23 protein-coding genes are annotated in these 24,840 nt (G+C 47.6%); 14 read left to right on the plus strand and 9 right to left on the minus strand.

The window, feature by feature from the left end:
* The first annotated feature begins 31 nt into the window (after positions 1-31).
* Positions 32-2,032, plus strand: coding sequence for a TonB-dependent siderophore receptor (locus tag RN22_RS06800; RefSeq protein ID WP_046303643.1), 2,001 nt, complete (start codon positions 32-34; stop codon positions 2,030-2,032).
* Positions 2,033-2,092: 60 nt separating this feature from the next.
* A complete protein-coding gene (locus tag RN22_RS06805; protein WP_046303644.1) occupies positions 2,093-2,383 on the plus strand; it encodes a DUF2218 domain-containing protein in 291 nt (96 codons plus the stop codon).
* Between the two features lie 61 nt (positions 2,384-2,444).
* Here the strand turns inward: RN22_RS06805 and RN22_RS06810 are convergent, their stop codons facing one another.
* The 3 genes from RN22_RS06810 to RN22_RS06820 form a co-directional block, all read right to left on the minus strand.
* The gene (locus RN22_RS06810; RefSeq protein WP_046303645.1) at positions 2,445-4,037 is read right to left on the minus strand and encodes a BCCT family transporter; all 1,593 of its coding nucleotides are present in this window, start codon (positions 4,035-4,037) and stop codon (positions 2,445-2,447) included.
* A 371-nt stretch (positions 4,038-4,408) separates the two neighbouring features.
* Complete coding sequence (locus tag RN22_RS06815; RefSeq protein ID WP_046303646.1) at positions 4,409-4,948, minus strand: NAD(P)-binding domain-containing protein; 540 nt, start codon at positions 4,946-4,948, stop codon at positions 4,409-4,411.
* Between the two features lie 191 nt (positions 4,949-5,139).
* Complete coding sequence (locus RN22_RS06820) at positions 5,140-5,541, minus strand: DUF805 domain-containing protein (protein WP_046303647.1); 402 nt, start codon at positions 5,539-5,541, stop codon at positions 5,140-5,142.
* A gap of 193 nt (positions 5,542-5,734) precedes the next feature.
* Between RN22_RS06820 and RN22_RS06825 the strand changes: the two genes are divergently transcribed.
* The 6 genes from RN22_RS06825 to RN22_RS06850 all read left to right on the plus strand — a co-directional run bounded on the left by RN22_RS06825 (position 5,735) and on the right by RN22_RS06850 (position 10,214).
* Positions 5,735-6,655: a DMT family transporter gene (locus RN22_RS06825; protein WP_046303648.1), complete on the plus strand. Its 921-nt coding sequence runs from the start codon at positions 5,735-5,737 to the stop codon at positions 6,653-6,655.
* A 262-nt stretch (positions 6,656-6,917) separates the two neighbouring features.
* A complete protein-coding gene (locus RN22_RS06830; RefSeq protein ID WP_046303649.1) occupies positions 6,918-7,799 on the plus strand; it encodes a LysR family transcriptional regulator in 882 nt (293 codons plus the stop codon).
* A gap of 48 nt (positions 7,800-7,847) precedes the next feature.
* Positions 7,848-8,261 (plus strand): alternative ribosome rescue aminoacyl-tRNA hydrolase ArfB, encoded by a 414-nt coding sequence (gene arfB / locus RN22_RS06835; protein ID WP_046303650.1) that lies wholly within the window; start codon positions 7,848-7,850, stop codon positions 8,259-8,261.
* Positions 8,262-8,386: 125 nt separating this feature from the next.
* A complete protein-coding gene (locus RN22_RS06840) occupies positions 8,387-8,821 on the plus strand; it encodes a thioesterase family protein (RefSeq protein WP_231590863.1) in 435 nt (144 codons plus the stop codon).
* Positions 8,818-9,447, plus strand: a complete 630-nt coding sequence (locus RN22_RS06845; protein WP_046303651.1) for an ATP-binding cassette domain-containing protein — start codon at positions 8,818-8,820, stop codon at positions 9,445-9,447. The genes RN22_RS06840 and RN22_RS06845 overlap by 4 nt, the downstream gene beginning before the upstream one ends.
* On the plus strand, positions 9,444-10,214 hold the full coding sequence (locus RN22_RS06850; RefSeq protein ID WP_046303652.1) for an ABC transporter permease: 771 nt from the start codon (positions 9,444-9,446) through the stop codon (positions 10,212-10,214). Before RN22_RS06845 ends, RN22_RS06850 begins: the two co-directional genes overlap by 4 nt.
* Positions 10,215-10,287: 73 nt before the next feature.
* Here the strand turns inward: RN22_RS06850 and RN22_RS06855 are convergent, their stop codons facing one another.
* From RN22_RS06855 to RN22_RS06870, 3 genes are all read right to left on the minus strand, one after another.
* Positions 10,288-11,436: a Na/Pi symporter gene (locus tag RN22_RS06855; protein ID WP_046303653.1), complete on the minus strand. Its 1,149-nt coding sequence runs from the start codon at positions 11,434-11,436 to the stop codon at positions 10,288-10,290.
* A 538-nt stretch (positions 11,437-11,974) separates the two neighbouring features.
* On the minus strand, positions 11,975-13,684 hold the full coding sequence (locus tag RN22_RS06860; RefSeq protein WP_156168179.1) for a hypothetical protein: 1,710 nt from the start codon (positions 13,682-13,684) through the stop codon (positions 11,975-11,977).
* A 173-nt stretch (positions 13,685-13,857) separates the two neighbouring features.
* A complete protein-coding gene (locus RN22_RS06870) occupies positions 13,858-14,400 on the minus strand; it encodes a glutathione peroxidase (protein ID WP_046303697.1) in 543 nt (180 codons plus the stop codon).
* A gap of 331 nt (positions 14,401-14,731) precedes the next feature.
* On the opposite strand from RN22_RS06870, the gene RN22_RS06875 reads away from it, so the two are divergent.
* Entirely contained in the window at positions 14,732-15,499 is a 768-nt protein-coding gene (locus RN22_RS06875) for an IclR family transcriptional regulator (RefSeq protein ID WP_039849889.1), read from the plus strand.
* A gap of 311 nt (positions 15,500-15,810) precedes the next feature.
* Positions 15,811-16,836, plus strand: a complete 1,026-nt coding sequence (locus RN22_RS06880; RefSeq protein WP_197076263.1) for an Mbeg1-like protein — start codon at positions 15,811-15,813, stop codon at positions 16,834-16,836.
* 112 nt (positions 16,837-16,948) lie between these two features.
* Here the strand turns inward: RN22_RS06880 and RN22_RS06885 are convergent, their stop codons facing one another.
* The 3 genes from RN22_RS06885 to RN22_RS06895 are packed head-to-tail and all read right to left on the minus strand — an operon-like array spanning position 16,949 to position 19,109.
* Positions 16,949-17,680: an amino acid ABC transporter ATP-binding protein gene (locus RN22_RS06885; RefSeq protein ID WP_046303656.1), complete on the minus strand. Its 732-nt coding sequence runs from the start codon at positions 17,678-17,680 to the stop codon at positions 16,949-16,951.
* The gene (locus RN22_RS06890; protein WP_046303657.1) at positions 17,677-18,351 is read right to left on the minus strand and encodes an amino acid ABC transporter permease; all 675 of its coding nucleotides are present in this window, start codon (positions 18,349-18,351) and stop codon (positions 17,677-17,679) included. The genes RN22_RS06885 and RN22_RS06890 overlap by 4 nt, the downstream gene beginning before the upstream one ends.
* A complete protein-coding gene (locus RN22_RS06895; RefSeq protein ID WP_046303658.1) occupies positions 18,351-19,109 on the minus strand; it encodes an amino acid ABC transporter substrate-binding protein in 759 nt (252 codons plus the stop codon). The genes RN22_RS06890 and RN22_RS06895 overlap by 1 nt, the downstream gene beginning before the upstream one ends.
* Before the next feature lie 311 nt (positions 19,110-19,420).
* On the opposite strand from RN22_RS06895, the gene RN22_RS06900 reads away from it, so the two are divergent.
* The 4 genes from RN22_RS06900 to RN22_RS06915 all read left to right on the plus strand — a co-directional run bounded on the left by RN22_RS06900 (position 19,421) and on the right by RN22_RS06915 (position 24,795).
* On the plus strand, positions 19,421-21,094 hold the full coding sequence (locus RN22_RS06900) for a VWA domain-containing protein (RefSeq protein WP_046303659.1): 1,674 nt from the start codon (positions 19,421-19,423) through the stop codon (positions 21,092-21,094).
* A 22-nt stretch (positions 21,095-21,116) separates the two neighbouring features.
* Positions 21,117-21,662 carry a sigma-70 family RNA polymerase sigma factor gene (locus tag RN22_RS06905; protein WP_046303660.1) on the plus strand — a complete coding sequence of 182 codons (546 nt, stop codon included), beginning with the start codon at positions 21,117-21,119 and terminating at the stop codon, positions 21,660-21,662.
* On the plus strand, positions 21,659-22,252 hold the full coding sequence (locus RN22_RS06910) for a hypothetical protein (RefSeq protein ID WP_046303661.1): 594 nt from the start codon (positions 21,659-21,661) through the stop codon (positions 22,250-22,252). Before RN22_RS06905 ends, RN22_RS06910 begins: the two co-directional genes overlap by 4 nt.
* Before the next feature lie 917 nt (positions 22,253-23,169).
* On the plus strand, positions 23,170-24,795 hold the full coding sequence (locus tag RN22_RS06915; protein WP_231590867.1) for an ABC transporter ATP-binding protein: 1,626 nt from the start codon (positions 23,170-23,172) through the stop codon (positions 24,793-24,795).
* The last annotated feature ends 45 nt before the right edge of the window (positions 24,796-24,840 follow it).

Here is a 24,840-nt window from a genome sequence, read left to right on the forward strand (position 1 = left end):
TCATTATCATTTGTATTTGGATGTCATTGTCATGGAATTGAAGATCACTGCCGCTTTTAAACCCACAGCCCTTGCGTCAGCTGTCATGGCTGTACTCAGCACACCTGTCTTAGCCGAAACACAGGCCGAAGAAGAAATGGTGGTGTGGGGTACCCGTGTTACCAGTAGCTCTGAGCAACTGCTGTCTGACGATTTCGCTTTGAAGCAAGCTGACCATATGTCTGACCTTCTGCGCGAAATCCCGGGGGTTGATGTGGGTGGAACCCATTCCGTTAACCAACGTATCAATATTCGTGGTCTCGGCGAGGACGATTTGGATATTCGTTTAGATGGCGCGTCTCAGCACGCCAACATGTTCCACCACATCGGTAACTTAACGCTTAACCCCGACATTCTGAAATCTGCTGACATTCAAGTCGGAAACAACTCTGTTGTTCAAAATGGTCTCGGTGGCTCGGTTTACTTTGAAACCAAAGATGCATTGGATTTGCTTCGTTACGATGAAAACTACGGTTTACGTGTCCACGGTGGTTTGGCCTCCAACAAGAGTCAGCAGGGTTCGTTGACAGCTTACGGTTTGCTTACCGAGCACATCGATATGATGCTATACACGCACCTCATCAGTAGAGACAACTTTGAAGACGGGAATGGCCAAGAGACTTTTGGCTCTGAAGGTGACGTTCTCAATGGCCTATTTAAAGTTGGCTACCAGATTAATGATGAACAACGCCTGCAGTTTGCCTATGACGCCTATCGTGATGAAGGTGACTACAGTGTGCGCCCTGATATGTCCGGCGATGCAAACCAGATCTTCTCCGGTGACTCCCTGGTTCCAACCAAATACGATCGTGACACTATAACCCTGAGTTACAAACTCTCTGGTGAGGCGCACAATGGCAAGGTCGCTCTTTATAGCAGCAAGACTGAGATAGACCGTGATGAGTCTGTACTCGCACCTCTATGGCGTCCAAACCGTACTTCACGTAACAAAGCAGACAACCATAACCTCGGCCTGAACATTCAATTCCAGTCAGACTTTAAACTGGCAGGGCTCGAAAATACCCTCACTTATGGCACTGATTACATCGACCGTAATACCACCAGCTCATACGGTGGTGAACAGTTCATGGATGAAACCACCATCTCTACTGCCATCTTTGTAGAGGACAGCATAGCAGTCACTGACTCCATCACCTTAGTGGCAGGACTTCGTTATGACGATTACCAGCGCAAAGCGGAAACCAGTGATACAGACTACGACGACATCACATGGTCATTGGGAGCCGAATGGGCTGTTTCCGAGGATTGGACACTCTTTGCGAACACACGCTCACTTTTCAAAGGTCCTGAACTGCTGGAATCCTATATTCGCTATCAGGATGTGACATTCCTGGCAGACGATATAAAACCCGAAACGGGCAGCAACACCCAAGGTGGTTTCAGATTCGCAACCCAACATGGTGCACATCAGTTTGGTGCGAATGCCACTGTATTCCAAACCAAAATCAACGACTACATCGCAGAGTCATATAGCCGCACAGATGACAATTATCTGATTGAGAATATTGGCGATGTTAAGCTGGAAGGCTTTGAAATTAGTTCAACCTACGCCTATAAAACCTTCTCAGGCAAGCTCTCTTATTCACGCTCAGACATCGAAAACGTCACCACTGGCGGTCCTATTCTGGCAGGTAATGGCCGTAGCATGGACACAGGTGACACCATTGTACTTGCGTTAAATTACTACTCCAGTGACATTGAAACTCTATTCGGTTGGACAAGCTTCTTTGTGGAAGACGAGGACAACGTGCAAGACGGCCAACCCATCAAAGACGGTTACAACGTTCATAACCTTTACGCGCAATGGGCACCATCTTCAGTGGATTCGCTAACACTGACCTTCGGTATCGATAATATCTTTGACGAACTCTACGTATCACACGCCTCACGTTCAGGCGAAGGCCGCGGCGCGACATTTGATGACTATGAGCCAGGCCGCAACGTCAAGTTGTCTGCATCTTACCAATTCTAACTTTTTCACTCTTGAGGGCGGAAAGCGTCTTGCTTCCGCCTCATTTTTTTGGAGACACGTATGAGAAAGGCGATGACAGAAATTGAATCTGAACATGCCGCAAAGTACCTCGTTACGCTTTGTAGACACTTTGCAAGAAAGGTATCGGCTGACTGGGATGAGAAGTATGGCGAAGTGAGATTTCCTGTCGGCACCACCAAATTTGCCGTGAATGAGGAAGAAACAGCACTCACCATTCAGTGTGAAGCGGATGACGACGAGAAGCTTGAGATACAGAAAGCAATTATTACCGGCCATGTTGATCTCTTCTCTCGCAGAGAGAAAATCCAGCTAAACTGGACCTATGCTTAGAAAGCAAAGATAAGTAAAAAGAAACCCGCCATCAGGCGGGTTTCTTTTTGATTTATCGATTTTACGCGAACTGCTTTCTACGCAGCTCTCGTGAAAGTCCTATGTAAAGACTCACACACATCACTAGCAGGAATACCGCAAACGGCAGACCCGTAGAGATAGTTGCCGCTTGGAGCGCACCCAAGCCGCCGCCCATCAGGAGGGCAATTGCCGCCAGGCCTTCGATAGTACACCAGAAGATACGCTGCGAAACCGGCGCATCAATCTTACCACCCGCCGTGATCGTATCGATAACCAGTGAGCCGGAGTCTGACGAAGTCACGAAGAAGATGATGGTCAGCACCATACCGAAGAAGCTAATCACTGCAGTGAACGGTAAACCTTCAAACATCTTGTAGATAGAAAGCTCTGGCTGCCAGTTACCATTGGTGATCAGGTTAACCACGCCCATATAACCGCCATCCATCTGATCCAGCGCAGTGGTGCCGAAAGTGGTCATCCACACAATACACACGATGGTTGGCGCAATCAGTACCGCCAGAATGAACTCACGAACGGTACGGCCGCGTGATACACGCGCGATGAACATACCAACGAACGGTGACCAAGATACCCACCACGCCCAGTAGAAGGTCGTCCAACCGTGGTAGAAGCCTGAATCTTCGCGGCCGACCCAGTTAGACAAAGCAGGCAACCAGCTCAGATAATCAACGGTGTTGCTGACAATGCCCGAGAAGATAAGTGCCGTTGGACCCACCACCATCACGAATACCATCAGCATGGCTGCCATCACCATGTTGATTTCACTCAAACGTTTCACGCCGCCGTCCATACCACGGTATACCGATACGAGAGCAGCAATGGTGATAGCCAGAATCAGGATGGATTTAGTTTCGATGCCCGAATCGATACCGAACAGATAGTTAAGACCTGCAGCAATCTGGTTTGCACCGATACCGAGGGACGTCGCCAAACCGAACAAAGTCGCCAGTACCGCCATGATATCGATAATGTGTCCCCACAGACCCCAAACACGATCACCAAGCAGCGGATAAAACGCTGAACGCAATGTTAGCGGCAGATCTTTGTTGTAGTGGAAGAATGCCAGCGCCAGACCGACAACGGCGTAGATTGCCCACGCATGGAAGCCCCAGTGGAATATCGCAGCCGCAGTACCAATGCTTCGTGCATCATCTGAACCCGCTTCTAGCCCCAAAGGAGGTGTTAGGGTGTGGTTCATTGGCTCAAGCACACCGTAGAACATCAGGCCGATACCTACGCCCGCGGAAAACAGCATTGCGAACCATGCGGGGTAGGAGTAATCAGGTTTCGCGTTTTCACCGCCCAATCGAATTTTTCCGACAGGTAGGATTGCCAGCACTAAACAGAAGATGAGAAAAAGGTTGGCTGAAATCACGAAGAACCAGTCGAAGGATTGGGTGATAGCGGGGCGCAGCCAACCGAAGAAATCGGCCGCTTGATCCGTAAAGATCAGTACACCCAATACAAACACCACGACCATGATGGCGGAGATAGGGAAGACGGGATTATGGAAATCTAACCCCAGGAAGTTCACGTTGTCCTGACCTACCTGATAGTCCGTGTTGTATAGGTCGTCATCATTTTTGTTTACTGTTGTCGTAGGCTCTGTCATAGCATTACCTTTTAAAACGCCCTGCTTCATCTATGAAGGAGAACGGATAGAGAAAATTGCCATCTGGACATAAGACCAGAGGGCCTGAGGACAAGGTGTGTTGCTACTAGGTCGGTGTATGCTCACCGATCCAACAAATGCAGAACTAACACCCCTGTTAAGATGGGCTTAATTGAACAGGGAGAGAGTTAAAGCTCTCCAAAAACATTTTTTGGCGCGTGGCCTTATTTGTTCGACCTGCAAAAATGACTAATCGAACATTGGGGCAAAAGCGTAACATGGCCAGTTCCAAGACAAGCTGTTCAATTTAGAGAAAGAAAGCAAAAGCCACTGTAATCTTCCTAGCTATATCGAGAAAAAAGGTCTCATCTTTAGCTATCTGGTAGCTTAAAAAATGAAGGGCTCGTCTTTGTTATCTCTGTCACTTTGCATCGCGAGACAAAGGTGCTGAGCAAATCCTGATACCGCTGCAGGATTGGCTGAGCACCTTCCAACGCCATACTAAGCTGGCCAGATTTCGCCAAAGACAAATCCCCACTAACAGGCGCATCTACCAAAACCAAATCCGGTGGGGCTTGTTCCCGAAGGGCGTCCCAACGGACATTCTGAAAGGGACTCAATTCAAACCAGATATCCAACCCTTCAGCATTGTGGAGAATGCCGTTCTCTCCCAGCCCTTCAGCCATCACATCTTCCGGCCCCGGCAACAAGCTGAACAAAATCGTACATCGCTCAGCAATAGAAGCGGTGTTGACCCCTTCTCTCGCACCCGAGGCTTTGAGCCTTGCCATTGCTTCCCGCTGAGTAGCATCAAACACATACAAGCGACAGCCGTGGGTTTGACACCAAGTCAAAATACGCTGAGCAACGGGCTCTCCCAATTTGCCCAACCCGATAAAGCCAATATCCATGAATGGCACCTTCATATCGGTGATTGTGGTTTATTAGCAGAAACCAGATTACCTAGGGTGATTTGCGGTATCGCGTACGTCGATTGAGCTGTTTGCGACATTGCAAAAAATGAAAAGATTGGGGAGAAAGAAACGTAGAAAACAAAAGCGCCTGCAGGATGCAGGCGCTTTGTCTATGAACAATCAATCGATTAACCGCTGAACGTACCGGTATTGGTTGTGTCAGTGCGTTCGCCCGACTTAGGGTCTGGACCAAAACGGTTGCTGCCTTTGGTGCCATCGAAGGCATTCAGCACCAGCAATGCAATCACACCAAACGGCAAGATACCAATCAATGCCCACCAGCCCACACGATCCGTGTCATGCAGACGACGCACTGTAACCGCCAATGTCGGAATAAATACCGCAATCGCATACACGGTTCCCGCCGTGCCAATACCGATATCAGGGTTAAGTGTGCCCAATGCCTGATCCACAAATGCAAGAGCAAAAGTGAACAGCATGTTGAACGCCAAAAACATCCAGTATTCTTTGCGGCGCGCGCGGCCTTTGAAGTTCGCGTATTGTTTCAACACGCCGATATACCAATTCATGGTTCTCTCCGAGTAACAAGCCAGCGGAAATAACTACCCTCTGGCAAAAAGATCAGCGCTTATTTTAACAAAATATCCAACCCATTGAACAACCTGACACAGTGAGTAAAGGCACATTGCTGACGCTGAGTTGTTGCATGTTGGTTAACAAGCTGACTAACTGAAGACTCAGAGGGATTTTGAGCACACACACATGGCAAGTAACCAACAAAGCTCACCGCTGGCCTGGCTGCCCATTCTGCTCGCCGTTATCGCGACGATAAGTTGGGCTGGTAACATTACGCTGGCAAAGCTGGTCAACGAATCCATTCCGCCAATTGGTCTCGCCTTCTGGCGCTGGACGGTTGCCTCGCTGGTTCTGGCTCCGTTTGTGTTGCGCCCCATGCGCGAACAATGGCCATTGTTCAAAGCCAATGCATCGTTGATGGTGCTTTTGGCGCTCTTCGGTGTCGCGGGTTACAACACGCTGGTATACATTGCTTTGGAAAACACCCTCTCCACCAACGTGGTGATCTTACAGTCTTCCTCTCCGTTGTGGATTCTCTTGGTTCAGTTTCTGCTCTTTCGCCAACTCACAACCCTAAAGCAGGCTTTCGCTATTTCGGTTTCCGCCATTGGCGTACTGCTTATTATCACCAAAGGTCAGCTGGTGACTGACTTCTCTATCGGCAACAGTGAGCTTATTGCCCTGTTCGCGATTCTGGTTTGGGCGACCTATTCCGTACTGGTGCAAAAACTCCCTGAAGCACTCAAGGGATTACCTATGCTGGGCTACACCGTCTTTCTCGGCAACATGATGCTACTACCGTTTTATCTTGGTGAATCACTGTGGTTCGAACCCATGCCAATGACCAAAGAAAGTCTCGCTATCTCTCTCTACACAGGTATTTTCGCATCCGGTATCGCCTTCTTTTGTTGGAATGCAGCAGTACAGAGAATGGGAGCAGCAACCACTGGGCAATTTATGCATTTGATCCCGGTATTTGGGCTGATTTTTTCCATGCTATTTCTTGGTGAAAGGTTGGAGAGTTATCACTGGCTGGGAATTGGCTTTATCGTGACGGGTATCGTCGTTGCAAATCTCTCAGTCAACCGCAAAAAAAAAGCGCCCTAGCAAAGGGCGTATCATTTATATGGATAGAAAAACTGAGAGTAAAAATTCACATGCTCTCAAACAACAGCGCCGCAGTCGGTTGGTGGTGTTACTCGGCGCTGTAAATGAAACAAAGCAGAAGATTTTTGAATAAAGAGCTTGCTCCTTTTGGGAAACATGGATGCCTCCCAAAAGTGGCGACAAGGATAAAGAACAAACTGAAACTTAAATAGAGGATATTTAAGGGATAGTTTGTTCGAAAAGTTAGAACAATAGGGATGTTATGAAACTGCAGTACCTGAAGGGACTCACTATATTCGCAACAGTGGCAGACCAAGGTAGCTTCTCCGCTGCTGCAAAATTCTTGCGTATTAACCGCTCCGCAGTCAGTGAGCAAATCCGAAACTTGGAGAGTTCTTTGGGTGTTCGCCTCATTCAAAGAACAACACGGCAACTGTCCTTGACGGTTGATGGACAAGCGCTATATCCGTCCGCAAAAGCGATCGCACAAGGATTGGCAGAAGCGGAAGAAAATCTCAACCATAACAAACCGGAAGGAACAATACGGATCACAGCACCCCATGACTTTGCCGTCACTTGGCTGCTTCCAAAGATTCATATTTTCAAGAAGCTACACCCTCAAATACAGCTAGACTACATTCTCTCTTTCGACAAAATTGATATCGTCAAAGAAGGGATCGATCTGGCACTTCGCGTGTCCCACATTGAAGAAGAAGGCTACATAGCCAGGCCCTTGTTTCCGGATAAGATTGGCCTGTACTGTTCACCAGCACTCATCAACGAAATGGGTCAAACACCAACCATTGATAATATTTCTTCTTTTCCTTGGATACTTTATGGTGCTTTGGCACCCAATAATGTCATTCCTCTTTCCAATGGTTCTTGTAATATCTCGCTGCAACCTGAAATTTTTGACAAAACCAACTCACCGACTCTTATGAGGGAGATCATTCTTGATGGCAAGGCCGTTGGCTTTCAGCGGGAGAGAGCAATGATCGAAAAAGTAGAAACAGGACAAGTGGTTCATATTCTGCCTGAATGGTACGAGCGGGACGTTTGCTGCCACCTGCTTTATCCATCCAGAAAGAACCTGTCTCTGAGAACGCGGCTTTTTATTGAGTATCTCTTGGAGTATGCAGAGTAACAGCGTTTCGCTATAGTATTGAGCTCTCTGCCAGTAAGTAATATCTGTATGTTGTTTATTTCTCATAACGTTTCTATCCCTGACGACGAGATTGATATTTCGTATATCCGCGCGCAAGGCGCTGGTGGACAGAACGTCAACAAAGTCTCCTCTGCTGTGCATCTTCGCTTTGATGTGCAGGCATCATCGCTGCCAGATTTTTACAAAGAACGTTTGCTAGCACTGAAAGACAGCCGCCTGACCAAAGACGGTGTCATCGTGATCAAAGCTCAGCAGTTCAGAACACAAGAGAAGAATCGTGAAGATGCACTGCAGCGCCTTCAGGAACTGATCAAAAGTGTCGCTATTGTGCAGAAAGCCCGCCGTGCTACTAAGCCGACCAAGTCTTCGCAAAGAAAGCGCGTGGATAGTAAAACCCAACGCGGTAAGACCAAATCACTTCGCGGCAAAGTGCAGTTCTGATCCTCCCGGCTTCTCCTAACTCATTGGCCTAATGTCACATTACTCGGTCCATTCCTGACGCTGAGCTTGTTTGCAGTGACGTCTTGTTGTGCAATCAAAGCACAACAAAAAAGGAGGACCACAAAGTGGCCAACGTAGACTTAAAGGAATACCCGCTCTCACAAACACAAGCCATCGTCTGGAACGACATGGACGCCCTGCAACACATCAATAACACGGTTTATTTTCGCTACTTTGAGGATGTTCGCGTCGTCATGCTTGAAGAGCTCAAAGTGTTCGACTTTGTCAAAAGCCACAACATTGGCCCTGTCGTTGCTTCAACGCGGTGCGATTACCGCGCGCCACTGGTTTACCCAGACACTATCACAACGGTTTCCTGGGTCGAAAACATTCAGGAAAAACGCTACACCATGAAATATGAGATCCACAGCCATAACCAACAACGTTGTGTGGCAGAAGGAGAAGCGCTCATCGTGTATTGCGATTTCAACACCGGGAAAAGCTGCCCTATTCCTGCTGAAACGCTGGAAGGGCTTCAAGCTTATGTGGGTGGTCAATGACCGCAAACTCCCTCATGCTTTCCGCACTGCGCTCTGGCTTTGAAAGCCGGAGCGTATCTCCACTGGATATCTCTCTCTCACATGGCCAACATCTGGTGATTCACGGCCCTTCAGGCTGTGGCAAAAGCAGCCTGCTAAAAGTGATTTGTGGATTGTTGCCTGCTTCGGAAGGAAGTATTCAATGGGACTCAAAGAGCGTTACTCTGGAATCACTGTCTTGGTGGCGCACGCAGGTTAATTACCTGCCACAGGATCCGGTCATGGGTGGTGACACTATCGAAGCGGTGTTGATGCTGCCTTGGTCAATGCAGGCGACCACACTGAGCAAGCCAGATCCCGCTAAATGCCAAGAAGTATTGAGATCGCTCTCGCTCCAACATGCACTCAGCGCCGAGACTTCCTCACTTTCAGGTGGTGAAAAGCAGCGTCTTGCCATTGCTCGCGCCCTTCTATTGGAACGCCCGATCTGGCTGATGGATGAACCGACCTCAGCGCTAGATGGCAATAGCCGCGATATCGTGATGTCGCTTTTGAAGGCTAAAGACATTATTGCGGTCTCTGTCTCCCACGACCCAGTTTGGATTGCAGCAGCAGATGTCGAATTTAATATGGGAGTCGCATCATGAATGGCGCGCTCGACATCAGCGCTTGGGCGCTGGCTGGCCTTTACTGTGTTTTCCTGATCCCACTGCTGCTTTTCCAGCGCTGGCAATTGGGGCTAAGTAAAAGCCTGATTACCTCCGTGGTGAGAATGACCTTGCAGCTAGCTCTGGTTGGTCTTTATCTCCAAACCCTGTTTAACTTCGCCAGCTTCTGGCTTAACACGGCTTGGTTGCTGGTGATGATACTGGTGGCAAGCTGGACTATCTGCAAACAGGCCGACACGCCTTGGCGCAAAATGTTGCCTGCCGTGCTGAGCGGACAATTAGTTTCCCTTGGAATTGTGCTGCCACTATTGATGGTTGGGGTGATTCAAACTTCTCCGTGGTGGCAGGCACAGTACCTAATCCCTGTGGCGGGAATGTTGCTCGGCAATATGCTGTCTGCCAATGTATTGGCGATTGAGCGTTTGCATTCCAGCATGAAACAGCGCCACGCGGAATATCAGTTTTATGTTGCCCTTGGCGCGAAAGAGCCGGGTAAGCCATTTCTGAAAGAAGCTTTTTCTGCCGCCCTGAGACCGCCGCTGGCTGCCATGAGCACTTTAGGTATAGTCAGCCTACCCGGAATGATGACAGGGCAAATTCTGGGTGGTACAGAGCCTTTGCTGGCGGTGAAATATCAACTGGTGATTATGGTGGCCATTTTCATCACAGTCACCTTGTCAGTCGCCACCACGCTCAAACTGAGTAGTCTGCGACTCACTGATAGCTATGGAAGGCTAAACCAATAGCCACATCGCAGAAAGCAAGAAAGCAAAAAGCCCGACCAAATGGTCGGGCTTTCGTTATTCGATTGACTGTCGATTATGACACTGACAGTACCAAGCCTGGCAGCACAACAAACACAGCGGTCAGGTAGGCCACTACAGCCAGTTTTGTCTTCGCTGCGTAGTCAGCCAGCAGCTCCGCTGCTTTCAGCGGCAGTTCACGCAGGAACGGAATACCGAAGATAACCAGAATACCCAGCACATTGAATGACAGGTGAACCAGTGCTATCTGCAGAGCGAATACTGCGTTGCCACCCGTTACCGCGGTTGCTGCCAGCAGTGCGGTAATACAAGTACCGATATTCGCACCCAAGGTGAATGGGTAAACCTGACGCACGCTCAGTACGTTGGTGCCTACCAGCGGAACAACAAGGCTTGTCGTTGTTGAAGAAGACTGAACCAGAATGGTTACCAGCGTACCAGATGCGATGCTGTGAACTGGACCACGGCCGATTGCACCGTTCAGTACTTCGCGCGCCTTACCTACCATCAGTTTCTTCATCAGTTTGCCCATCACTGTGATAGAGACAACAACCAGAAGAATACCGAACAGAACCAGCGCTACACCACCAAACGACCCAGGGAAGATTTCGAATACTGATTTAGCACCGCTTACAACCGGTTTAGTCAGAGGCTTGATGAAGTTCAGGCCTTTCAGGCTGAGGTTGTCAGCTTGCATCAGTGGAGATACCAGCCAAGCGGAGATTTTCGCCAGGAAGCCAGTCATCATTTCCAGAGGAAGGAAAATGGCAACCGCAAACAAGTTGAAGAAGTCGTGTACGGTGGCACAAGCAAATGCGCGACGGAACTCGTCTTTACAGCGTGCGTGGCCCAAACTCACCAGGGTGTTCGTTACCGTGGTACCGATGTTTGCGCCCATCACCATTGGGATTGCCATTGCAACTGGCAGACCACCAGCAACAAGACCAACGATAATCGCGGTGACTGTACTTGAAGATTGAATGAGAGCGGTACCAACGATACCAATCATCAAACCTGCAACAGGGTTAGAGGCAAACTCGAAAAGCTCTTTTGCCTGCTCACCTACAGCCCATTTGAAGCCACTGCCGATCATAGATACGGAAACCAGCAGAAGATACAACATACCAATGAGTGTTGCCCATTGCATTGCACGTTTTGGATTCGCGGACTGAGGTCCTTGTAGCGCATCAGACTGGATGCTCATAACTCACTTCCTGATAGTAATGATTTCAGTTCGAAGTGGATGCTATGAATTAAATATTACAGAAATATGAATCCAAGATTGCGACGGCACTTTTTTTACTCTTTTTGTGTTCAAAATATGACCAAACAGAAATTTCCCGAATGGCTAGCAGAAAAATCTTTTATGACAAGCCATAAAGATGTTTCGAACTGTTACTATTTCTCTCCACAATGTGACCGCAAAACAACGCCTATAAAGTCAGGCTTACTGTCTTAACTTTCATCAATGGAAATTTATTTTACGAAGAACTTGGTAGGCAGAATTTCTCACCATGCCATCTTTAGCCACCTTGAGTTTCCAGCTGTGACGCCTTCCTCTGCGATAAAGGTCAGAAACATCGCAACCGCATCTCCTATGGCGCTGGCTAGGCAAGTCTAATATCGTTGTTTCTGTTAGTAGGGAATGTCGCCATCTCACACAATGTAACGTCACAACTTATGTTGGGATCTGAGCCAGCTTCACGAAGTCGTGGCTGGCTCCTTGAGATGACTAAAAGTGCTTACTCACCTGGGTAGATGATAAACGTGATGCAGCTGTTATCGACGTAACTCCAGCGATAGTCATTTTGAGCGCACAAGGTGACAGGTTGTACCTGGCCAGAAGAAAGGTCGTGTGTATAAGTCTCACTTAATTGATAAGTCGACTCAGCAACCAAACTAGCGGCAGCAACAAAGAAACTTCGGTTGAATGGATTGTCCGATTTAAAGACAGTGGCGGAAGCGTCAAAGCTGACTTGTTTTGCATCAGCGACATCTAGGTTCACTCTCTTGCTTGTCTCTCCATTATATTCTTCACCATTCACTCTTACTATGGCTGTAGGAGCGTCTGTTCTGGCTCCTCTTGCGTAGAGGTATTGCGACACATTGAAGCCTTTAGATGAGTTCCCGAAATAGTCATCTTGATACGCGCCATTAATTGCTCTCACCTCAAGTTTAAAGTTCCTTGTATTGGCAGGAAGGTCAAAATCCAAATGCTTTTCACTGGTGAGAAGATTCAGTACGCGATGCTCTCCATAAGTGCTATCCGTAAGCGACCATTCATAAGTGATAGGGTCGGGTGCTGTGTAATTCACTTCATTCTCAATCTGAACACTTCGAGTAATAGTGGCAGATACGGTCTCTTCAGATTGGCTCGTGAGAGCCTCGAGTGTGGGGCTCGAAATCACGGCATCGTCCGTCAAAGACGAAACAACTTTCCAAGTGTCAGACTCACAGTCGTTTAAGCCATAGCACCACATAAAGTGCAAGTCGCCATACTGCGGATACTTAAAGCGCAGTACCGACGTTCCTTCTTCAAGACCAGCATAAATCAGGAAGCTATCCAACGGGCTTTTTAACAAATCCCAATACCCGTTTTCTCCGTAGGCAGCAGCATCGAGCTCAACGCACTGATCAGGGTCAACGGTTACCGCAATCGCAGGATTCGCCGGCGCGACTGACACACTATTACCATCATGACAGGTTGGCAGTGTCGCCGTTCCATTCACTTCGATATTCAAATACCGCTTTACAACTTCTCCTCCGCCCTCAAGCCTTACAAACACTTTTTGGGTTTCTGCCCCGTCGGTGTCCATCAAATAATCGTAATGATTCAAAGGGCGATAGGTGAGTGTGTTTCTTGCCTGATTGACGATTAGCTGTCCGCGGCTTGGCTGTTCTACCTCAATAAACTTAAGGTCCAAATCACTAAATGCATCCACACCAACTGTTTTGTCGGATTCTTTGTCCGTTGTTAGCGTGATCACTTCTGGGCTGTGGTTGGTAATGGCTACATTGATGCATTTTTCAAAACCTTCCAAGGTCTCACTGTCGTAGCCGGATTTATCAGCACAGCCCGTCAACAAAAACTCACCTGGGTTATTTTGCATGAATGTATAGGAATCGCCTTGGGACTCCGATAACACCGCCATGCTGCCATTACTGACCTCTTTCAACGTCCAATCGTGCTCGGGTAACCCCTCTCCTTCAACCGTTGCAGTAAACGTTGAAGACTCGCCTGCAAAAAGATGGAGAGAGCTCCTGTTGTCCATTGGCAGAGGAATAAAAGTGCGTTGGTCGAATGCCAAAGAATATGATTCAAGCGTACCGCTACTGGGTGTTGGTTCTTCAGGAGAAGTAGACCCGCCATTGCTGGTGCTACCTGAGTCACTACCTCCACCACCACAGCCCAATAAAGCCAACGCTATTGGTATGCAAATCATTGTGCGCATAGAACTTCCTTGTCAGTTTGTTCAAATTATCCTTTGCACACACTATGAACTTACATTCACAAGCTCAATGATGGAAATCGATTACATAATCAATAATTTGTATTTCCTTTTGACTTCTGGCGAGTCGCTCAAATTTTATTGCAAATAAAAATAGTTTTCATTTGAGAGTAATTTTATTTCTTGATGATACTTTCCAAAGTCATTGTTATATTTGGGGATATAGGGCTGACTGAACTCGGAAACGTGGCAACCACTTCACCCTTTGCGTTGATAAGGTACTTGTAGAAATTCCATCTTGGTTCCACCCCTGCCTGCTTACTGATTTCTGCAAACACTGGGTTGGCGTTGCTTCCTTTTACTGGGCTTCTCGCCATCATCGGAAACGTCACGCCATAATCGAGGTAACAGACTTTCGCGGAACGCTCTTCGTTGCCTCTGTCTTGGTTAAAATCATTGGACGGAAAACCAATCACACTGAAGTCTTCGTCTTTGTATTTTTGATAGAGCGCTTCTAATTGCTCAAACTGCGGCGTATATCCGCATTGGCTAGCCGTGTTCACCACCAGCAAGGTTTTGCCTTTGAAGGTCTCGCAAAGGTCGACTGTCTCGTTAGAGTTAAGCTTTCGCTGCGAACCATTGAGAATATCGGGACAACTTTTTGCTATTGCTGGGGCGCTGAGAGCCAGCGTAATAACGGCGGTGGTGAGCATTTTCATTGGAAAGCCTTTTTGAGTGGTTGGCGACATTGAGCATTACCCAATCCAGAGAAAAAAGATCAGATCACTGCACTGTCGATTGACCGTAAACCGTTTTCATTTCACCCCAGCATCGACTACCCGTAAGTCTCAGACATATTGGTGAAGTCCTCTCTCGATACTCGCCTTAAAAAGAGTGTGTCATTTTCAATGCCAGTGATGAAATAGTGTGAAAGCGTGATACTTAAGGGGCTCACTTGTGTGAGCAAGCTTATACAGGTGCGCCCCGACAATACGGTTTGCTGTCTGATGCAGATATACTTTCACCATATCGACTGAATCAGGTGCAGGGATGACGACAGAAAGACGCGAAAAAGCCTCATCAATAACCCGTGTATTGGAAATTATCGAAGCAATTTCCTGCTCAGAGCGGCCACCAAGTCCAGCCGAACTGTCAATCATGCTCGATATTCCCAAACCCAGTATTCACAGATTGCTGCAACAGCTCGAACGGGAAGGCTTTGTACAAACCAACATGCGTGGAAACCTTGTTCCGGCCAACCGTATGCATGACATTGCGCTCGGTGTATTACACACCACACACTTTAAAGCTATTCGACAGGCGATTTTGCAAAAGCTCGCCAATGAGGTGGGTGAAACCTGTGGTATCTCGTTGCCAAATGGTGTCGACATGATCTATTTCGATCGTGTGCAAACCAACTGGCCATTGCAGATTAATCTGCAGACCGGCAGTCATACGCCGATTTGGTGCACCGCCAGTGGCAAACTTTACCTCAGCACCCTGTCAAAACGACGCCGGCAGCGACTTATCAATAATATGAGCCTGGAGCGACATGCCAAGAATACGATAACAGATCCCATTGACTTGGAGCGTGCGCTCACCGAAATAGAAAAACAGGATCTCGGCATCGACAATGAAGAGTTTGTAGATGGTATGGCTGCTATAGCGGTGCCTATACGAAATGAAGACGGACAGTTACATGCATGTCTGTTTACCCATGCCCCCGTGTTCCGAAGTTCGTTGGATGACTTGTTAAAATTCGAACCCCAGCTGCGTCGCGCAGCGAGGGATTTAGAAGCCCTAATGAAGGAAGGTTAAGCCCACTTTTTGCCTATCCGCCCAACGACTATCCTGCTACATCACCCATGATGTCGGCAGGTTTGTTTAGCTTGTAATTCCATCATTTTTCCGCCTATCCCAGAAAGATACATCCCTATTATTTTCAAATGGTTAATACCATTCAAACCTGCAATCAAACACAATAACCCTACTAATTTTAAGTAGTCTTATTATTGATTCAATTTTGGGCTAGCAGGATATTTCAGACCTCCTAGGATGAATATCGATACGTTAAGTATCAACTTGACACAAGGCAGTATCGTCAATCATCAATAAAGGGATAGTTTCTCATGAAGAAGATCACCGCATGTTCGTTAGCCATTCTGATGGGTTTCTCCATTCAGTCCGCATCAGCAACCACTCAGGAAGAGTTGGGTAATATTGGCGCGTATGTCGATTCCATACTGAATCCGAACATGACCAACACAGCAAACGCCACAGGCACGACGTATAAAACCCACCAGCCTCCATCCATTAACCAAGCTGGTGACGCGCTACATTATCTTGCCTTTGCAGAATATGTTTACAAAAGTTGGGGCGCACCAAGCGGATGGACACTGACGGAAACCATTCACGATAGCAGTACAGGTTTTCATGCCGCCGTTTATACCAGTGGCAGCAACGCAGTGATTGCATTCCGTGGCAGTGAACTGGGGACTTCTGATTGGGTAAACAATGGCATTATGGCCGCCGGGGAAGTGCCACCGCAGTACCGTTTAGCCATTTCAGAGTCAGCGCGACTCGCTAGCCAGTACAGCAGCTACAACATTCATTACACTGGCCACAGCCTTGGTGGTGGTCTTGCTACGGTTGCCGCCATTCGCACTGGCAAACCAGCTACCGTCTTCGACGCATCAGGCATAGGTAACGCCGTATTAAGTGAGATTCAACAATCCATGGCTAACGCAGGTGTTAGCGCCGCATCGTGGTCAACCAATGCCGGGCGAATCACCAACTATAACCTGGAAGGCGAATTCGTATCTGATGGCGATTACCAACAAGATGCCGACGTGATTGGCGTGGATTCAAAACAGTATGGCAATATTTTCTACCTCTCCGCCGCACGTTTCACACCTCTGTTTTTCCTCAACACTGGCCTGTCCCGCCACTTCACTACGCCACTGAGAGAAGAACTGCAATTTCTTTCCCAACCGGTTTTTCGTGTTAATGCCAATGACTGGAACAGCATCGACAACGATATTAATGGCTTTACCGCCCTGTTCTATATCGATTGGACTGACGACACGTTGGACTTGATGGCGTGGCAGGCTGAATACGCCATTAACTCTTTCCCAAGTTTCCTTGAAGATCTTTAACAACAACGTTGGCTAGGGGCTGTTGGCCCGCGGCAAGGAAAAGCCCCTTAATCGGCCAGATTAAGGGGCTTTGCTTTAATGGAAAATCAACCAGGGGGAACAGTTGAATTCGTTACGCCGCACGCGCCACAAAAGCTTTCGTGCGTTCGTTTTGAGGATTACCAAAGATCTGGGATGGTGGACCCTGTTCGACAATCACGCCGCCTTCCATAAAGATCACCTTGTCGGCAATCTCACGGGCAAACTGCATTTCGTGGGTCACCACAATCATGGTTTGCTTTTGCTTAGCGAGTGCTTTCATTACCGCCAACACTTCCTCTACCCATTCAGGGTCGAGTGCTGACGTAGGTTCATCAAACAGAATCACTTCGCCTTTACAGGCCATGGCACGGGCGATGCCGACACGTTGCTGCTGACCACCGGAAAGTTGCGCAGGGTATTTCTCTAAATGCGCTTCCATTCCGACGCTGACCAACAATTTACGTGCAGCTTCCAACGCTTTATCTTTTGGCTCTTTCCAAACGGTGATCAGCGATTCCGCCACGTTTTCCAGTGCGGTTTTGTTCGCGAACAATGCATAGCTCTGGAATACAAAACTGCTTTGTTTACGAAGCTGGTGAATCTCGCTTTTCGATACCTTGCCAGCGTTAACACACACATCACCAATCTGGATTTCACCACCACTTGGCACTTCCAGGTAGTTCAGGCAACGAAGCAGTGTTGACTTACCCGTGCCAGACGGACCGATGATCACCACAATCTCACCTTGCTTGACGTCGAGGTCGATTTGCTTCAGCACCTCGACATCACCAAAGCGTTTGCTCAAATTTTTCACTTCAATCATCGTGCATACGCCTTGTTCAATCGGACTTCCATCACCGTTTGAATACGGGTGAAGAAAATCACCACCAGCCAGTAAATCAAAGCCACCGCCATGAAGGCTTCAAAGAACTTAAAGCTCGAAGAGGCTTCCATTTGTGCCTTCGCCATGATTTCCGCCACACCCAGCGTGAACGCCAGTGAAGTACTTTTGATCATGTCGATGAAATAGTTCATCAATGAAGGGGTTGCGACGCGCGCTGCCTGCGGCAGGATAATGCGTTTCATCGCCTGGAGTTCAGTCATACCGACACTCAGGCTGGCTTCCATCTGGTTCTTATCAATCCCCAGAATCGCACCGCGAATACTTTCTGCCATGTAGGCGGAGAAGTGGAGCGACAAACCAATCACGGCGGCAGTGAAAGCATCCATCCCTACGAAAATCGGGAAGACCTGTGGCAATCCGTAATACAGTAAAAAGAGCTGTACCAGCAGCGGTGTACCGCGGAAGAACGAAATGTACACGGCAACGACAGAGTCGAGCACTTTGACTTTGAACACCCTTACCAGTGCCAGCAGCACCGACAGCACCAGAGCAACCGCAAAGCCAATCAGTGACATTTCCAGAGTTATTCCCAGATACTTCACCAGTATCGGGAACAACTCCAGCATGTAGTTAAAATCGAAGCTCTGCATTATTGCGTGATGTCAGAGTCAAACCACTTCTCTGAAATCTCGCTGAGGGTGCCATCAGCTTTCATTTCAGTCAGTGCCTGATCCACTTTAGCTTTTATCGCCAGCTTCTCAGGAGTGTTCAGGAATGGCATTGCATTCTGGATAGTTTCGAACGGTTCGCCCGCCAGTTGCAGTGGCAGACCAGACTTCTTGATAAGCTGTGCTGAAGAAACACGGTCCATCACGAACGCATCGGTGCGACCCAGTGCCACATCTTGTTCGAAACCAGAATCATAAGTAATGATGTTGATCTCGTTGGCTTTGTCGTAGTTACGCAGCAGTTGCTCGAAGTTACTGCCAAGGTTAACCGCGACTTTCTTGCCTTTCAGATCTTCGATACCTTCAATGTCTTCGCGGCCTTTACGTACAACCACCTGCGCACCGTCTACCACATAAGGAACAGAGAAAGCGTATTTTGCTTTACGCGCGTCAGTCATGGTGATTTGGTTACTGATGGTGTCGATGTGACCCGCTTCCAACATGCCGAAAAGGCCAGAGAAGTTTGCAGTCACGAATTCAACGTCGTAGTCCGCACGCTCGCCAATTTCATTCCATACATCGATTTCAAAGCCTTGCAGCTTGTCCATTTTCACAAAGGTGAATGGGAAGTAGCGGCCAGACATACCCACTTTAATTTCTTCTTGGGCAAGCGAAGCGGTCGAAGTGAAGCTCGCTGCAAATGCGACGGTAGCAAGCAAAACGTTTTTCATAGCAGGCATGGTTACAACTCCAATTGTTATTTTTCCTTAAACACCTTCCGTTGGGTTCACGTATTGTTCGTAAGGTGTTTCGTTTTATGGAGCCAAATGTAACTCATACATATTTTTGTGATAAATAACGAAATGTTCTATGTAATAATCTGCAAATGAGAGCATTTATAGATACATCCGCCGCATTGATTACTTTTTGAGCAAACATTACTCTGAACTAGCCCCGCTCTATCGAATTTTAAAAAGGCAGAAAAAATTTCACCCCTCTCACCCACTCGCCCGTTTATACCGACAAACCAGCAAGAAAAAGGAATCGGTATATGAAATTCAATCAAGTCACTATCGCTATCGTCGCAGCACTGACCGTGGTTGTCGGCTGTTCAGAGTCTATCCACGACACCACTCAAACCTCGCCTCAACAGGAGCCACCTCTGGTTCAGGAAGAATTGGTGGAGCTGGAAGTCATGGATGCAACGAATCCACTACCCGCTACTCCAACCTCCAAAATGGCGTATAGCCGCGTTGCTACCGATCACCAATTTATGGTGATGCCAATGCCAGGCGTCGATCCCTACGTGCAACCTGAAAACCGAGATAACTACCTAGAAACCCCAAGTAACGCCACTCGATTGGTGACAGTGTCACCTTTGTCGACTTTCTCTGTAGATGTCGACACAGGCAGTTACGCCAATGTTCGCAGTTACCTGAAGATGGGCAACAAGCCGCCAGCAGACGCCATTCGTGAAGAGGCCTTCATCAACTACTTTGACTACGCCTACCCAACACCTGTAACCAAAGCCAGACCTTTTTCTGTCAGCACTGAACTTGCCCCAGCGCCATGGAATGCGGAACGTAAGCTAATGCGCATTGCACTCAAGGGTTACGACATTCCGGTCAACGAGCGTAAAGCATCGAATCTGGTGTTTCTGGTAGATGTGTCAGGCTCCATGAATGAACCCAATAAGCTGCCGCTGTTGGTACAAAGCCTCTCTCTGCTCGCTAAAAACCTTGGAGAGAAAGACAAAGTGAGTCTGGTGACTTATGCGGGGAATGCCTCCGTCGTGCTCGAACCCACCAGCGGTGACAATCAACAAGCGATCGTCGATGCCCTTAAAAGCCTGCAGGCAGGCGGCGGCACCTATGGTGAAAGCGGGATCAAACTGGCTTACCAGCAAGCAAAGAAGGGCTTTATCAAAGATGGCGTAAACCGCGTGATTCTGGCGACAGACGGTGATTTCAACGTCGGCGTGACGAGCTTGGATGCGCTGAAAGATCGGGTGGAAGAAGAACGCGAGAACGGCATTTCTCTCACCACATTGGGCTTTGGACGTGGTAACTACAACGATGCCATGATGGAGCAACTCGCCAACATCGGCGACGGCAACCATGCTTATATCGATACCTTGCACGAAGCGCAAAAGGTACTGTTGCGACAGATGAGCGGCACACTGCAAAGCATCGCGGAAGATGTGAAAATTCAGGTCGAGTTCAATCCAGACACGGTTAAGGAATACCGCCTGATTGGCTACCAAAACCGTAAGCTGCGTGATGAAGATTTCAACAATGATAAAGTCGACGCTGGAGAAATCGGTGCAGGACACACAGTCACCGCCTTATATGAACTAACACTGGTTGGTGACCAAGGACGCATTGACGATCTGCGCTATCAGCAGAAAAAGACAGACGACGCCTCACACAGTGACGAACTCGCCCAGGTCAAAGTCCGATATAAGCTGCCCGGCAAAGACAAAAGCCAGCTCACCACTCAGGTGATTAATGGCAGCAAAGGCAAGCCAACATTCACTCAGGCCAGTGCGGATTTCCAGTTTGCCACTGCGGTTGCCGCCTTTGCGCAGAAGCTCAAAGACAATCACTATGTGGATGGTTTAGCCTACAGTCAAATAGCTGATATCGCGCGTGAAAACCGGGGCAAAGACCCATTCAACTACCGCGGCGAATTTATCAGTCTGGTGGAGATTGCGCAGAACCTTTAGGGGCATTCGTTAACAGGCATCCATGGATAAACAAACCGACGAAACATTGATGGTGAACTTCAGCAAAGGTGACCAGCGCGCCTTTGCTGAACTCTATCAACGCCATAAAAATCCGCTATATCGCTACTTCGTCCGTCAATTGGGTACGGCGCAACACGCCCGTGCCGAAGAGTTATATCAGGATGTTTGGTACCGCGTGATTGATAAGCGGAAAAGCTATGTGCCGACCGCCAAGTTCACCACCTGGCTGTATCACATTGCCCATAATCTGGTGATTGATGAACACCGAAAAATGATGTCATCCAGCGCTTATGCTCAATCATTGGACGACAATCAGAGCGAAGTGCCTGATTGGAACGGCGATAAGCAAACTGCCATCAAAGCCTGTATGGCACTGCTCGCGCCTTTGCAGAGGGAAGCGTTTCTACTTCGCCATGAAGCAGGCTTTGAGCCAGCACAAATATGCGAGATCGTCGGCGCGAAAGCGGAGGCTGTGAAAACCCGGCTTCGCTATGCCATGGATCAACTTCGCCAGTGCCTGACAAAAAAACTCGGAGACCGACAATGACAGCGCCAATCAAAGACGAAGACATCGTCGCGCTGTACAAGGAAAGCGCGACAGAAACACCAAGCAAAGACTTAGACAATCGCATCCTTGCCTATGCAAACAGTCAGAGCAAAAAACACATACCTTGGTGGACCTATGCAGGTGCCGCCGCAACGGTCGCTTTTATCGCTTTGCTGGCACCGTGGAAGTGGGTGGATGACACCCTAGAAACGCCTCAAAGTATCGAATCTATTATCGAACCTGGTATCGAACCTGGTATCGAACCAAGGAACGCCCCTGCATTCATCAGCCCAGAAGCCTTGTCTGACCATGAAGCCGATGCGGCGCGGTCAATGGAATTATTGCCACCAAAACCAGAGGAACAGCGTTTCTTCCGCAATTCACCCGCGGCGGCGAAATCTCTGCCCCAAATGGAGATGGAACTGGAAGAATCCATCATCACTGAGTTTGCAGAAGTTGAAAGACTGCTTGATGAAGGTCAGAAACAACAAGCGCGAGAACTGTTGGAACAGATGCTGACCGACGATCCCAAGCTAATTAACAAGTTGCCGGAAAGACTGAAAACTCTGGTGGAAAAAGAAGGAAAATAAATCCAAGGTCTGATTTGGAATCAGGCCTTGGTGAGCTTCTCGACTTCTAGACATTACCCACGCTAGAAAAGGAGTATCGGATAAGGGTGAGTTTTAGGCAGAAATGAAAGTGTTGGATTCACTCACACCGGATTGATGCCAGTCAGATACTCACCCTTGCCCAAAAGCGTAATACACCATGAAGTATGCACTACTAGTCGGTAATGTATACCTATCCATACCAGCATGTTAGATGATATCACCCATCAATAGTCACAAAATCGGTCACGTAAATTCGAGTTTTAGTCATAACTCGAATTTAATATTAAATAATTAAAAAGTGCTGATAAATTTATGAGAAAAAAGTTGTTAGATAATGAAAAGGCAATTAGAAAATTATAAACATCATCAGTGGTATAAAAACAATTCTGTTTTTACAGAGAGTTGACAATTAAAAACGCCTCCTCAACAATAAAATTGCATTCGTTTAGAAGTTAAACTATATGCATATCTTGATTCCTTTAATCGATAATTTTATTCTCAAGAGGGAAATATGATGAAAAAAATTAAGTTCGCTGCAAAAAAGGGTCCAGTTCTAGCTACTAAGAAAACTGAGCCAACTAACCCAGGTCCATGCTGTGGCTACACTGGGCCATAATTATTTTTATTAGGTATTTTGTCTCTAGACTTATCTGTAAATACCATTTATAAGAATAATTTTCGAATGTTGATATTTACATTCTGAAATTAGGGGGTAATTTTTCACCCCCATTTCTAGTAAGGTAGTGAGACTAATAAATACACTTTATCGCTTTTAAACATTAAAGTGCGTATCTTCTCAATATCCGGATCAGACTGTGACCCGAACTGCTTACTTATATCAACTGATCTACAAAAAAAGAAAACTTCATTCTTTGTCTTTTTTGCTGTTGGCATTGTTGTTAACCGCATTTCAAGCCCCACTTCCCTACCTGTCTGGTCATCTTATCGATCAGGTTTTACCAAGCGCAGATTCGAATTTGCTGCTCAAGACGGTTCTTTTACTCGCGACCCTTTACGGCGGCTACTTGATACTCAGTTACGTTTACGCTTGGTTTCGTCTAAAGGTACGGCGAGAAATTATGGTCGAGTTCAATCAGGATGTCATTCAGAGCATTCTGGGGTTGAACTACAATCAACGACTTAAAATTAACAACGGTGATCTCTTGTCCCGGGTAACTAGGGATATCGACCAGTTTGAAGTCATTATGCCTTATGGCTTATCAAGCACGATTCACCATCTTGTCTTGTCAGTGGTGCTGCTGGTAATCGTATTTTTCCTGAACTGGCAATTGAGCGCCATACTGCTTGTCCTCCTGCCTGCTGCCGTCATGGTTTACATGAGATTTGATGGCGCCCTTTGGTCATCTTCCAAAGAGGAAACTAACGCCTCGGCAAGAAAGATAACTGTCGTACAAGAAACGATTGAATCTGATGCAGAAATAAAACTATACCGCTCTGAAAGTTTCTTTTTACGGTATTGCAGGCAAGCCGTTGAAAAGCTGGAAAATAAGCGTTTTACCCGTCAGTTGTATGATACTAAGGTCAACATGATCATCATGGGCATCCCTATGCTCGCCATGGTCATCATCTGGTATCTGGGCGGTGCGATGGTGATTGAAGAGCAGCTCACTATAGGCTTAATCATCACGTATACCGCCACGTTGAATTTGATGGTGCCGTCGCTGATCAGGATTATTGAATTTGCTTCAAGCCTTCCGAATGAATTGACAGCCTTAATGCGCGTAAAAGAGTTATGTGATTTAGCGAAGGCACAATCTGAACGGGATTTTCCTGACCACACCGAGCTTCAAGCAAATCCTTCTGCTTTCATCGAAAACATGGCAATAGAGGGAATGAGCTTTTCCTATCAACATGATTATCCGTTGTTTTCCAGCCTTGACCTCACCTTTGATCGGGGCCGCGCCCATTTGATCAATGGCGGTAACGGTGCGGGTAAATCAACGTTGCTGACCATACTCAGCGGAGAGTTACAGCCTCAGTCAGGGCATATCACGTTGGATTCAACGCCCCTAAGTGCAATCTCAAACCGATCTGAATGGATTTCGATGGTGCCGCAGCGAATTCACATCATCTCTGACTCTATTCGCAACAACGTCACTTTCGGTATGGATGTTGAGGAAGAAAAGATCCATCACGCTCTGGCTCTCGTCGGGCTGAATCAATGGGTTAAGCGACTTGATAGAGGCATTGATCACGTCATCAAAGACGCGCATTCAGAGCTTTCAGGAGGCCAAATTCAAAAGCTGGGCCTCGCGCGTGCCATATTACGCGACACACCGATTCTATTGATGGATGAGCCCACTAATAACCTGGACAGCGAAGCGGTGAAGCTACTTATCGATATTATCCGTGCACAAAGACAGTCCAAGATTGTGGTTATTGTTAGCCATGACGACCGCCTGTTTGATGCAGTGGATCGCATTGTTTATCTAGAGAATGACAGCTCCAACTACTCAACCCGAGTCAGTGAAATGACTACCAAAGCGACCCTAAGAACGTGAGTAGCAAGAAAGTGTGGTTTTCTCCGAAACGTCATTCAGCGCCAC

The organism is Grimontia sp. AD028 (assembly GCF_000973155.1).
Taxonomy (GTDB): domain Bacteria; phylum Pseudomonadota; class Gammaproteobacteria; order Enterobacterales; family Vibrionaceae; genus Enterovibrio; species Enterovibrio indicus.